Raw genomic sequence first — 11,933 nt, 5'->3', positions numbered from 1 at the left:
TTCAGTGGACTTTTTTCAATTAGCCCCGAATTCATTCCGGGGCGGGTGAGTGCAATGAACAATACTTCTCAAACATCCTCTTAGCGATTCGATAGTAGAGCTAGGGTAGCTTCTAGTAATCGAATCGCTTCTGTCGTTTGGTTGCGCTCAGAATAGAGTTTTGCGATCGCAATAAACCGATCAATTCGCTCAGACCTGACTCGATTCGCACGTTGGGAAAGGCGCTTGGCTTGTTGAAAGTTACCGATCGCGATTTCTAGCTGTCCGGCTTCGAGTGCTGCAATCGCGATGTTATCGAATAATTCGGCTTTGAACAGACAGAGATGATCGGGAATTTGAGCGAGTAGATTAGAGGCTTTCGTGAAGTTGCGGGCTTGAGCATAGGCGCGAATATATCGGGCTTCGTCTAAGGCACGACTCTCTTCGGGAGACAGCCGTGAAGTTGGGGGAAGCTTAGGCGGTTGGACGGTTCTGGGTTTCTTAGATTGCTTTGATTGAATCGATGGAATTGGTGTAACTCGACGTTGCAGCGATCTGGTATCTGGCGCACGTTGGGGCAAATTCACATCTAAGAGGACGTTGGAGAAAAACACGCCTAGAGGGGTGAAAGGTGGTTCATTGAGGAGATCAAGCGGTGGCGCAACGATCGAGACTGGTAACGGTGAAAGTTGAGATTGAACACGTCTGGTTCGTTGTTGATCGATCAATTGTGTTGCTTGATCAAATTCTCCGATCGCTGCATATTGTTCTGCAATTTGTAGGTTCAACCAAGCTAAATCGGGTTGTCGAGTGAGTTCAGCGAGGAGCGATCGAGCATGGGTTCGTTCTCCAACTTGAATCAGAGCGCGGATTGTATCGAGCCGTTGAAATCCTGAAACTTCTCCTGTTTTAACTTGCTGCATTTCAGCAATGATCTGAGCGCTGAGAGCAGACTGTTTTGCTTGGTCAGCACGTTTTACGATCGTTGCCAGTGCTTCGAGACGCATTTGAGAATCAGCGATCGAGGTTGCAATGTTGTAAGCAACAGATAAGAGTTCTGCATCGGCGAAAATCTTGACAACATCAAGCGATGTGCGTGAAGCTATCCATTGATCTCGAATAGATTGGAGGAATTGTTGAGCACTACGACTATCCCCCAGTTCTGCGGCTTGTTTTGCTAGACTGATGTAGCTTTCTCTTGCATCACGCGAATCTAAGGTTTGGACGATTTGAAGAGATTGTGCAGTTTGACCTGCGGCAGCATAAGCGAGAATTAACGACTGCTGAAGGGATTTTACGTTACTACGATCGATAGATTTGATCAACGTTTCAGCTTGATTCAGAAGTGGCAAAGCCTCAGAAGATTGTTTCATCAATGCAAGTTCATGTCCTGCTTTGATGAGGTTCTGAATTGCTCTTGGTCTGACGGGTTGGGGTTCAACGTTGCGTAGCAATTGAGCAGCGATCGAGGTTAAAATCGATCGAGCTTTTTCGGATTGTCCAGCTTTGCGATAAGCTTCGACAAATTGAAGAGCTTCGGCATTGTTATTCCAGTTCAGAAGCATTCGAGCCTGATCGAGAATCTTCACGGCTTCGGTCACATTACCTTGAGTCCGATAGTCCTCTGCAAGTAGTAGCATCCATCCTGCTTTGAGCGTTGGAAGATTCCACTGCTGTTGATAGTTCATCTCGTCTTCGTCGGGTTCGGGGAAATAATCAACCGCCTGTAGAATCCAAGTTGCTTTTGCCTGTAGGGGAATCTTTTTGAGTTGTAGCGTGAGCGATCGACGATGAGCCTCCGGTCTCTTAAGTTCAGGAAATAGCGCGATCGCAGCTTGAATTTTGCCCGCTTCTAAGTTCTGAATCGTTCTTAAGACTGCGATCTCAGACGCGGATAGTTCCAGCCGCGATCGCAGATTTTCATTGATTTGATTTGCACGATCTGGGCGATTAGCGCGGAGGAACTCGATCGCAATTTCAGCACGTTGCTCTGCCTGTTGGAGCGAAATTCCTCGAACCGAATGAGTTGAATAAGTAGGAGGTGAGAATTGTGCAACTGCGATCGAGCTTTTACAAGCAGGCGCAGGTCGGGTTTGAGCGATCGTCGGAACAGAAATCGATTGAGCCAAAGAAAAAGTGAGAAGTCCGATCGTAAAACGTTGAAACATAGTCATGGAATTAGAGTGAGTGCAGATTCTAGTAAAAGAGCAGCTTCTTTGAATTGATTTCGTTGCGAATAGCGTTTCGCGATCGCGATTAGTTGCATTCTGACGAAGTTCGGATCAGGCTGTGAGGCGCGTTGATTTAGACGATCGCTCTTCTGCAACGCATTGAGAGCAATTTCTAGCTGGTTAGCTGCGATCGCGCTTTTTGTCACTTGTGCGAGAACATCAGATTTGAAGGTGCAATATCGATTCGGAATCTGTTCAATTAGAGCATTCGCTTTCTGGAAATTTTGAGCGATCGCATAATGTTTCGCTAATGCACCCAGAATTTCAAGTCGATTTGCTGTCACCGTTGCAGGAGAAGGCTTTGCGCTCGGAATGGGTACAGGTTTGTCGAGTTGTTTTTGCTGAGGAGCAGGAATCACAGAAGGCAATGGAGCGAAACGGGCTGAAGAAAAGAATGATCCTAGTCCACTCATCGGCAGCAATGGAGTAAGTTCAACATGAGATTCGTACTGATTCGGGGTTGGAAAAGCAACGAGATCCGCCGCTGCACGATCGACATTAATGGCATCTAGTCGCTGATTCGCAGTTTGAAAATCACCCACTTGCGTATAAAGATAGGCGATCGCGAATTGTGATTTCAGATCCTTGGGCGAAACTTGGTTGAGAAGTTGCCGCACTCGATTGACTGCACCAGCCTGAATCAAGTGATTCGCAACTTCAAACTCTGGAACGCCTGACCGCGATTTAGGAGCAATCTGCAACATTTGAGCAACAATTCGATCCGAGAGCGATGCTTGGTTTGCGCGATCGACATAGTTCACGATCGTGGCTAGCGATTTAAGTTGAAACAACGGAGACTGAATTGAAGCCGTGACTTGTTGAGCCAGATCAAACTTGCCTGCTTTTGCATAGAATTCGATAATCTCAGGCAATACGGTCAGCGGTTGTTTGTCGAAACTCCAGGCTTTTGTCGATTCGGGTCGAATCCGCTGAATGGCTTGAATTGTTAAGCGATCGTCTCCCAGTTCCGCTGCTTGTTTTGCTACTAACGCATAGGCTAAATCTGCCTGATTGGGTTGCAGTAATTTGACCACTTCAAATGCTTTCGTCGATCGACCCGCAGCAGCATAACCAAGTGCCAACAATTGAACGGGTGGCTGATAAATTACGTCTGGGGATTTTCGCAGCAGTGTTTCCGCCTGAGTCAGATAAGACAGAGCTTCTTGAGACTGCCCCAGTAGTGCAAGTTGATGACCCAAATTTACTAGATTGAAGACTTTGGCGGAGTTGGGAATAGCAAGCGATCGCGCTTCAGTTTCGATTCGAGCAGGTACAGTGTCGAGTATCGATCGTGCAATGTCCAATTTTCCCGATTTACGATAGGCTTCTGCCAATCGAATTAGGGTTACAATCCTAGTCTTTCCTGTGCGGAGTCGAGCTTTTTCTAATAGCTCTAGAGCTTGCTTTGGACTGTTCGCTTCTTGATGTTGAGCCGATAAATTCAAAAGCCAATCAGTCTTCTCTAATTCAAAATAAGTCGAGGACTCTGGCATTGTTTCAAGTACTTTAAGCACCCATTGTGTCCTATCCTTCAACGGCAGTTCTAGCAATTGAAGCGACACCGAAGACGAGTTCAGCCATGAAGATTGGACACCGGGAACAAGCGCGATCGCATCATTTGTTTTTCCAACTGCTAGATTTTGCAACAACCTTAATGCCGTCGCAGATTCGGGTGAAAGCTTCATTTGCGATCGGATTGTTTCATTGATTTGCTCAAGACGATCTGAACGATTCGCACGAAGAAACTCGATCGCGATTTCAGCTTGCCAGATTGCTCGAATTTGCTGTTCAAATTCTGGTGACATCGGTAGGCTAACGAACCGATCTGAAAGGCTTGAAGGATAGAAACTTTGGCAAGCAGTTTGAGCCACTGCGGGAACTGCGAAGAATGGAACTAGAGAGAGAAGCCCGATCGTAAACCGTTGAAACATAAGGGTCAGGCGAATTTGAGAATTTTCCGACTAGGTATAGAGTTTCGCGATCGTGAACAGTTGCACTGTCACAATCTCTCCGAGCGTTGTCAGTTTGCTCTGTTGACGAAATATTTTGTATTGCATAACCTCTGTGTCCCGAACTCTACACCCGCTCAAGACGTTCACAACCCGAATCATGAAATACCGACGTTCCAGTCTCCGCCCGATCGCGTTTCTCACAGGGCTTCTGATCACGATGATTGCCGCTGGAGATATTCTAAGTGCAAATGCGGCTCCTGCTCAAACTCGTGAAGCCGCGATCGATTGGCAAACCGACCTGTTTCTCCACAAGGTGAATCCTGAATTAAACGGGCGGAAACTGCGATCGAATGATACTGGCTACATTCGAGAGTGGAATGCGATTCGGCAAGCTGTCGATCAAGAAATGAAGCCGAATGTCACTGAATGTGCAGGCGATCAGTACTGGGAACTCTACAGCTACGACGGCATTAATGGATTGCCTTCTGGTCGTCGCCCTGCCCCATCTTTTGACCGAATTGCAGATGCGATTTTCTACAGTCGTCATCCTGAACTTGCAGGTCGATCGCTCTCTTCCTCAAATTCTGCACTCGCTCGTGAATGGAGCCAGATTCGTCAAGCCATCCCGATCGAACAACCTTGCAGCTAGTCAACTCTCAATTTCTAAAGAAGAGCATCTATCGATCGATTATCGTGGAAAAATCTTGTAGCTAATTAGAGCTTTTCTCATGCAAAATCAGAATTTGAAATCTATCTCGAAGTTCTTTACTTCAAGTGCTTTTGTAATTGCGATCGCTTGCACTGGAAGCATTCCTTTAATTCTGAGTAGTTCAAGCATCGTTCATGCTGAAACTCGTGAACAGTCTGTAGATAGTGTGACGGATTGGTTGTTTGGAAGTTTAAATCCTGGACTGAATCGCCGCAGATTGCAGCGTTATGAGCATGGCTATATTCGAGAATGGAACGCGATTCGCCGTGTGATTGACCAAGGCGGCTTGCGTTACTCCAAAGTGGGTCCAAACGGAGGCGCATGTGGTGAACCAGACTGGACATTTTCCAACAAAGATGAGGCACTCAAAGAGCGTCTTGCAGATGCTGTTTTTCACAGTCGCTATCCTGAGAGAAGAGGAAGACCCATTCGCCCAGATGAACGGGCTGCAATGCGCGAATGGGTCAAGATCAGAAATTCGATGTCTGTTGCTTATTGCTAAAAGCACTCTACTTCTTAATAGTATCGGTTTCCAGCTTTGGTAGTATGAAAAACATTCAAGTTATCGATCGTGCAATGAACTGTGCTTATGATGTTTATAGTGCAACCGATGAGGAATTTCTCAAGATCTTCCCAGAACCAAATCAAGATATCCAATTCAACGAGGACATTGAGGAGGATGAAGAGATTCGACAGATCTTAGCTCGACTTTGGAAGAGACGGTTAAAAAAACTGGAAATTCATGGCATTCACGGTACTTTGTTCTATCAGCTTCCCGAAAAGAAGCAGTTCTACCCGAACAAAAGAGACAGTGATCTAACCGTTAATCACAGTAGACCTCAAGATCATACGACGTGAGCTTGTTCAGCATCTGCTTACTGTGAAAAGCTAAAGTACGTTGAGCTACCCAAATTCACAAGAGGTAATCTTAACAAAAGATTAGAAGCACATCTAAGAGGATGTTTGAAAAGTATCGCTCATGGCATTCACCCGCCCGTGACTGAAAGTCCGGGCTAACAGTACGAAGTCCTTTTCAAAGGACTGGGAATCCTGCTCTGATTCACTTTTAGTCCCTTCAGTGGACTTCGTTCGATTAGCCCCGAATTCCATTCCGGGGCGGGTGAATGCAAGAAACGATACTTTTCAAACGCTCTCTAAGTTTGATTCAGACTTACACACTAGACATCATGACGATATTAGCTTCCTCAAAACTCGCGATACATTTTCCAATTGCCCTACTTCTGCTTTTTGGATTTAAGCAGCCTGCTCAAGCGGCTCCCGCAGTTCAAGTAACACAGACTCTCACGGCATCTGAATCCTTAACAGAGCTAGGAATTCAAATCGCTGCGAGTCCGACTCCTAAACCTGCTGAGGCGCTATTTGAGAGAGCGATTCAGATAGCAGAAGCAATCCCTACTCTCACAGAACGAACTCAAGCATTACTCACAATTGCTCGTAGACTTCGTGAAGCCAATCAAGTTTCAAGATCTCAGCAATTAATTGAACGATCGATTCAACTTTTACTCGATCGCGTTTCAGAACCCGTCAAAGATGACTATGACAAGGCTCGACAACAGGAAGACTTAGCTATCGTCAGCGCTCAACTTGCAGAAGCTGGACAAGTCGATCGTGCCATTCAGTTAGTCAGAACTAGGATTTCCTCAGATCTGCGTAAAGGGCAAGCGCTCAACAAAATTGCAGTCGCGATTGCCCACCAAGGTAAAACTCAACAGGCTAGAGAGTTATTGAGTGAAGCAGTGCGATCGGTGAAAGGCGACACAGAAGACTACGCCTATGAATCGAACGGCAGTTGTGGGAATGAAAAGTTTGCAATCTTCTCAGAGATTGCTAAAAGCTTAAGTTTAGTCTCCGAGTTAGATCAAGCGTTACAAGTTGCCGAAACGATATGGGGTTGCAACTCGGCATCAGGAGATGCAGCGCAGTATTATCAAGCTTGGGCTTACTTGGGAATTCTGAGTCACCTTGACACTGTTGGGCAACTCCAACAAACTTGGAATAGTGCTAAACGGATGCCTCAAGCACCAAACGTTTCAGGAGATCCAGTCGAACGATTAATGACTTGGCATGAGCTTGCTGACAAGCTCATTGAGTTAGGAGAGATTCCACTAGCTTTATCAATCACAACCCAACTTTCTACACTCTCAAAGGTCAAAGATGACAATCGAATGTACATCTATTCAGATTTTTTAGTAAAAATGGGGCAGGAGAATTTGCAGAAAATTGCCCTTAAACTGGCTAAGAAGCGACAATTCGAGGCAGCTTTGCAGGTAACACAGTTACTAGCGGATGCCCCTTCTCGACAGAATATTGTTCGTAAAGAAATTGCGGGTCAATTTGCTCACACGAAACAGCTCGACAGAGCGATGCAAGTCGCAAACTCTGTTTCAGATCCCACAATGAGAACGAGAAGCAAACTTACGATCGTTGAAAATTTGCAAAAAGTAGGACTCACGACTCAAGCTGATACCTTGTTTGAAAGTTTGATCCCAGCGTTGACTCCTGAATCTGCACCTGAACTAATCGCGATCGGACAACGCGATCGTGCCCTTAACCTGATTGCTAAACTAGACGAGCAATCAGATGCACACCAACGAATTTTAATCGAGACTGCGCTGCAATTTGTGAACCTGAACCAGCTTGAGCCAGCCCTAAAACTCTCTAGCAAACTTAAAGAGAATGGAAATCGACATCCCGTTCTATTGGCGATCGCAGCGCAACAGGTCAAACTTAGGCAACTTGATCAAGCAATGGATGTAGCACTATCTCTCAAAAATAGTAGTCATTGGGAGTTGCCGCTCCAGCGCGATCGTCTTTTGGCTAGTATTGCGAATGGCTTTGCTCAGTTAGGACAGTTCGAGAAGGCACGTCAAGCCGCAGAAGAGATTTCTGAGGATCTAGCCAGAGTAGCCGTGATCTCAGGACTTGCAAAGTAGCTTCCTGGAGTCGCGATCGCTCGAACTGCCATGCGTCTAAAAAATCGCTTAATTCTTAACCTAGTTGCGCTGGGTCTAATCACGGCTTTGCTCTGGCGCGATCGCGCACTCAAAAGTTGTTTACTTGCCAGAAAACAACGAATAATCAAGTGCTTTCTCTAAAAGGAACAACATCACTTGTATACGAGTTCAGGCATCAGCACTCGATACTGTCTACGTTGATGATCTACAGTTAGATACGAATCAAAAAAAGTTCTTCAAGTGGGAGGCGACTCGAAAATCATTTCTCAGTCTTCGATTTTTAGAGGATAAATCTTCAAATTTAGTATTGTTAGGCATTCTGCTGAATACCTTTTCAATTTTCAGCGCAGCAAATGTCTCTGAATCCTTGGCTTTTTACTGGTCAAAAGGTCTTGCATTGCTCTGCGGATTGTCTGCATTCTTAGCATTGAGCCTATATTTTTATTGGTTATTGTCGCCCTTTGGATACATCGATCGATTATGAGAACGAAGAGATTGCATAACCTCTCTTGCTGTGAACTCTACACCTTTACGACCGATACATCAAGCTTTTCAGCTCCTGCAACAAATTATGCAGGTGACTTGTGTTGGGAATTTCCTGATTACGACTGGAACTATGGTGTACCTGAGCCAAATCGAGTTCACCACATTTTGCGCTGAAGGATCAGCAAGAGCATGAATTTAAAGTTACTACTAAAATTACTACTTTACTTTTTAATTCTCTTCGTGATGGGTATCAATGGAGCATGGCATATAGGCTTGTTTCTATCACCACCTAAAACGGCTCCAGGTTTGGGGATTTGGTTCTGGCTATACTTGATTATTTTCCCTGTTCTAGGACTTTTGGGAATAGCGGCTTTAGCTCTCAAAAAACCCCTTAATCTCTCTTGGTGGATAGGAGGCTTGCTGCTGCTCTACGTTGGTAGTCTAACATTGCTACCATTCTTGTTTTCTCAAGTGCTATCATCCTTATTTTCTCAAAGCGGTTTTGGGGCTTTTCACGTGATTATGTTTACGATGACGTTGGTACGACTTCTTGTAATAATGTTGAGACGCTAGAAATTTAGGTAATATTCTAGACTTGTACACGGGCTATCATAACGCCTTTATCTCCGTAAAAGCAAGACAACAATTTTTGCAATTTTTATGAACTTTTGCAAGCATAGACTGTAGTAGTAGCGGCGGTTTCGGAGGTGTCAATTTGGAGCATTACTAAATGTTTACTAATTATCAGTCTTCGCTCTACAAATCTATCAACTGCCTCCGATCTAGGCTATGGAGGATTGGCACACGACTTTTCAGGAGATGCGTTTGACACTAAACCCCAACCTTAACCTGTTCAACCCGGAAAACCTCTCAAGTCATCTTTTCTTCAGAGATTCTAAGGTCTTTGCACATCGTCCAACGTGCCATTGATACCGAGGAAGTCCGGAGTCTGGAAGACTGATATCTCGATAGTGGTAGCCACTTCTGAACCGCTTGCTTAATCCCAATTTGCGAAGTTGAACCTCGGAAATTCCAAGTTGAGCGGCGGCTTCGGCAGTGTAGAACCAGGTCTGCCCTGTTTGCATTTGGCTTCGGATAGAGCAGGAATCAGAAACTAATTGGAGTTCTGCTTGTTTGGCAGTAATCTCTTGCACACCGTAAGCATCTCTTCCAAAATCATCTTACAGGTGACTAGACCTACCGAAATACAGACTCGATTAAACTCTTCATACCCTACACACCGCCACAGAACCGCAGATCGTTCAAACCCTGTCGCTGCGACAGGAAACTGTGAAGTCTGAGCTACGTCGATCGCCAAGTTCTAACTACAGGTTTGAATCCCCTGGTTATTCTAGTTCTTCAAATCAGGTTGCTTGAATAAGGTTTGAGCAATTGGCTCAGATTAAAATCGGTCAGTGCGATCGCCTCTGTGGATTCCGGCAATCTAATGAATTTCTTCCAGGTTCAGATTCATCTGGCAAACCTTGTTAAGGTCGGTCATGGTTAATCATGGTTAATCAAGATTGCTAAAGGAAGTAAAAGCGCTCCTGTCAGAGCGACGCAACAGCTTGGATTAGACGAGGCAAACCTGCTCTTGGGAATCAAGGTCTGTCGCTGCACCCTCAATTTTTGAGACCTCTATGGATACGCAAACTCAGCCGCTAACTGCCGAATGCAGATCAGCGAACCAACATAGCACACTAAACAACTCATCTCTTGCCACAACTGCGCTTGTTGCGCCTTGTCTAAGTCCAATTGAAAGTTGGTTTCTTTGAGCTGATGATGCAGTTCGATCCACTGTAAAGCGTATGCTCGTATCAGTGGCATCGGCTCAGCCGTGAAGATCGACCCCTCCAAGCTTTGCTGCCAAGTGCCTAATGCTATTTTGATGCGGTAAGCGTGCGGTTGCGTCAGGATTTGATAACGTTGGAGTCGGATAGGGATTGTCAATGCTTTCAGTTGCCACTCCTCAGGTTCGATCACGAGTACGGTCTTCGCAGCTGAGTCCAAATCGTTTTGCCCTACTGCTCTAAGCTGCGCGAGGAAATTCTCAAAATCGTCCGTTGCCATCAGGTCACGAATATCTCGAATTAAACGATGACGAAAGCAACTCAGTGCGTCAGTTTCGATCTCAATCCAGGCTTGCTCTTGCTGAGAGATCGTCTTCAAGCGTTGAGCAATTGACTCAGAGAGCTGCGCTAATTGCGGCGCAATCATCAAATGCCGTTGCTGCCCGATGAAACGATAAAGCGAAATCTGAGAATTCAGAGTGTCAGTCACGATGGAAGTTTGCTCACAACAGAAACGAAAGGGCAGAAGTTTGCCTTAATCTCACCTTCGCATGCAGACTGTGGCTTTGGTCGCCTCCTGCTGAGAAAGTCAGGCATCTCTGTCGTGGCAACAGAGATTGTGCCACGAGCGAAACTCTTGTCAGATTGATGCTGCTAGCAATCATCCAGCCTCGTGGTTTCCTCTTTTCCCAACTCACACCATTCATCCAGAAGAGCAAGCGGCAAGCGATCGCGGTTGCGCTACAAAAAGTCGATCGTCGCCAATCGCTGGCAATTGCGGATGCCGGAATTCACAGCATTTAGAGCAGAGAGGGGTCGAAGCGATCGACCCTGGCAGTAGTGTTGAACAATTCGCCAATGTAGGTCAGCAGACAGACTAGCTCTTGCGCCAATCCCAACTGGTGAAACGAAGCGATTGGGAGTTGGGTCAGATGCGGTTCGAGTTGAACCGCAACTTCCACCCACTGCCAAGTCGTGTAAGTCGCTTGATAGCTGGGAAGCAGACCGTCTTGTTGTTCGTCGATGGGGACTGAGATGGTCTGCGACCAGCCGCCCAAGCTAGCTTGAAGCTTGACAACAAATGCAGGCGATTCAGGGTTTTGGCAGCGTTGGAGCGTTTCGATCTGATGCAGTTGTAGTGGATGAGGCAGCGTGTTGAGTGCCCAATCGATTGGATTTTGCAGGATTTGTAGGGGACGTGTGATAATCCCGACTTCAGCAGGAACAAATACCGATCGCACAAATTGCCGGAACTCAGGGGTTGTTGATAGTGTTCTGGCATCGATCGCCAAATGGGGACACAGATGTTCGAGGAGTTGGGTTTGCTGTGCTGTAAAGTCGATGATTTCCTGTTGCCGAACTGATGGCAGTTCGCCCCCTCCTTGCTGTTTCGGGTCAGTGAGTTGAGCCGCTAGTATGCTCCCTTTTTGCTGTCTCAGTTGAATAGAGGCAGCGAGGCTTGCTCCCACCGTGTCTGGCACATCAGCGTGACTTGTTGGACAATCAGTTGTTTCAGACGTGATCCCTAAAAAGCAATTGGGAGCAGGTGAACTGCACCATCGCGTTCTTACACGAGGGTGATGCAGCGATCGAATCTCAACTGCTTGAATTCGCAGCATTTCCGCTGAATCCCGACAATAGGTTTGACCGATGAGAGTTATGCTTTGATCTGGTGTATGGTGTGCCCACGAGATACGCAACCAGTGCATTAGGAAGACTCAGAACGCTTGACAGATAGGCGATTGAGGAATTTAATCAACTTCGACGACACGCCAAAAATCTCAACAGAAATCCGGAGTGTATTAGCTCGG

General features: G+C 46.1%; 10 protein-coding genes. 5 read left to right on the top strand and 5 right to left on the bottom strand.

Annotated features, from left to right (window positions below; translation table 11 throughout):
• Positions 1–80 precede the first annotated feature (80 nt).
• Together ACQ4M5_RS35840 and ACQ4M5_RS35835 are read right to left on the bottom strand one after the other, a co-directional pair.
• Entirely contained in the window at positions 81–2,147 is a 2,067-nt protein-coding gene (locus ACQ4M5_RS35840) for a hypothetical protein (RefSeq protein ID WP_430680574.1), read from the bottom strand.
• Between the two features lie 2 nt (positions 2,148–2,149).
• A complete protein-coding gene (locus tag ACQ4M5_RS35835; RefSeq protein WP_430680573.1) occupies positions 2,150–4,141 on the bottom strand; it encodes a tetratricopeptide repeat protein in 1,992 nt (663 codons plus the stop codon).
• Between the two features lie 178 nt (positions 4,142–4,319).
• Here ACQ4M5_RS35835 and ACQ4M5_RS35830 point away from each other — a divergent pair, with 178 nt between their 5' ends.
• From ACQ4M5_RS35830 to ACQ4M5_RS35815, 4 genes are all read left to right on the top strand, one after another.
• Positions 4,320–4,811, top strand: coding sequence for a hypothetical protein (locus ACQ4M5_RS35830; protein ID WP_430680572.1), 492 nt, complete (start codon positions 4,320–4,322; stop codon positions 4,809–4,811).
• A gap of 79 nt (positions 4,812–4,890) precedes the next feature.
• Positions 4,891–5,373, top strand: coding sequence for a hypothetical protein (locus tag ACQ4M5_RS35825; RefSeq protein ID WP_430680571.1), 483 nt, complete (start codon positions 4,891–4,893; stop codon positions 5,371–5,373).
• Positions 5,374–5,417: 44 nt separating this feature from the next.
• Entirely contained in the window at positions 5,418–5,729 is a 312-nt protein-coding gene (locus tag ACQ4M5_RS35820; protein ID WP_430680570.1) for a hypothetical protein, read from the top strand.
• Between the two features lie 329 nt (positions 5,730–6,058).
• The gene (locus ACQ4M5_RS35815; RefSeq protein WP_430680569.1) at positions 6,059–7,825 is read left to right on the top strand and encodes a hypothetical protein; all 1,767 of its coding nucleotides are present in this window, start codon (positions 6,059–6,061) and stop codon (positions 7,823–7,825) included.
• Positions 7,826–9,207: 1,382 nt separating this feature from the next.
• Here the strand turns inward: ACQ4M5_RS35815 and ACQ4M5_RS35810 are convergent.
• Positions 9,208–9,486: a hypothetical protein gene (locus ACQ4M5_RS35810; RefSeq protein ID WP_430680568.1), complete on the bottom strand. Its 279-nt coding sequence runs from the start codon at positions 9,484–9,486 to the stop codon at positions 9,208–9,210.
• Positions 9,487–9,970: 484 nt separating this feature from the next.
• Positions 9,971–10,612: a hypothetical protein gene (locus ACQ4M5_RS35805; protein WP_430680567.1), complete on the bottom strand. Its 642-nt coding sequence runs from the start codon at positions 10,610–10,612 to the stop codon at positions 9,971–9,973.
• A 158-nt stretch (positions 10,613–10,770) separates the two neighbouring features.
• Here ACQ4M5_RS35805 and ACQ4M5_RS35800 point away from each other — a divergent pair, with 158 nt between their 5' ends.
• Positions 10,771–10,926 (top strand): hypothetical protein, encoded by a 156-nt coding sequence (locus tag ACQ4M5_RS35800; protein WP_430680566.1) that lies wholly within the window; start codon positions 10,771–10,773, stop codon positions 10,924–10,926.
• On the opposite strand, the gene ACQ4M5_RS35795 is transcribed toward ACQ4M5_RS35800, so the two are convergent.
• A complete protein-coding gene (locus tag ACQ4M5_RS35795; RefSeq protein ID WP_430680565.1) occupies positions 10,923–11,831 on the bottom strand; it encodes a hypothetical protein in 909 nt (302 codons plus the stop codon). The genes ACQ4M5_RS35800 and ACQ4M5_RS35795 overlap by 4 nt on opposite strands.
• Positions 11,832–11,933: the final 102 nt, after the last annotated feature.

The sequence above is a fragment of the Leptolyngbya sp. AN10 genome, from assembly GCF_050565645.1.
Lineage (GTDB): Bacteria > Cyanobacteriota > Cyanobacteriia > Leptolyngbyales > Leptolyngbyaceae > Leptolyngbya.
This window is presented reverse-complemented; position numbering and strand designations above follow the sequence as displayed.

Excerpts from the sequence above, each read along its gene's own strand:
- ACQ4M5_RS35820 (WP_430680570.1), top strand. The coding sequence starts at position 5,418 with ATGAAAAACATTCAAGTTATCGATCGTGCAATGAACTGTGCTTATGAT.
- ACQ4M5_RS35800 (WP_430680566.1), top strand. The coding sequence starts at position 10,771 with ATGCTGCTAGCAATCATCCAGCCTCGTGGTTTCCTCTTTTCCCAACTC.
- ACQ4M5_RS35795 (WP_430680565.1), bottom strand. The coding sequence starts at position 11,831 with ATGCACTGGTTGCGTATCTCGTGGGCACACCATACACCAGATCAAAGC.
- ACQ4M5_RS35830 (WP_430680572.1), top strand. The coding sequence starts at position 4,320 with ATGAAATACCGACGTTCCAGTCTCCGCCCGATCGCGTTTCTCACAGGG.
- ACQ4M5_RS35825 (WP_430680571.1), top strand. The coding sequence starts at position 4,891 with ATGCAAAATCAGAATTTGAAATCTATCTCGAAGTTCTTTACTTCAAGT.
- ACQ4M5_RS35835 (WP_430680573.1), bottom strand. The coding sequence starts at position 4,141 with ATGTTTCAACGGTTTACGATCGGGCTTCTCTCTCTAGTTCCATTCTTC.
- ACQ4M5_RS35815 (WP_430680569.1), top strand. The coding sequence starts at position 6,059 with ATGACGATATTAGCTTCCTCAAAACTCGCGATACATTTTCCAATTGCC.
- ACQ4M5_RS35840 (WP_430680574.1), bottom strand. The coding sequence starts at position 2,147 with ATGTTTCAACGTTTTACGATCGGACTTCTCACTTTTTCTTTGGCTCAA.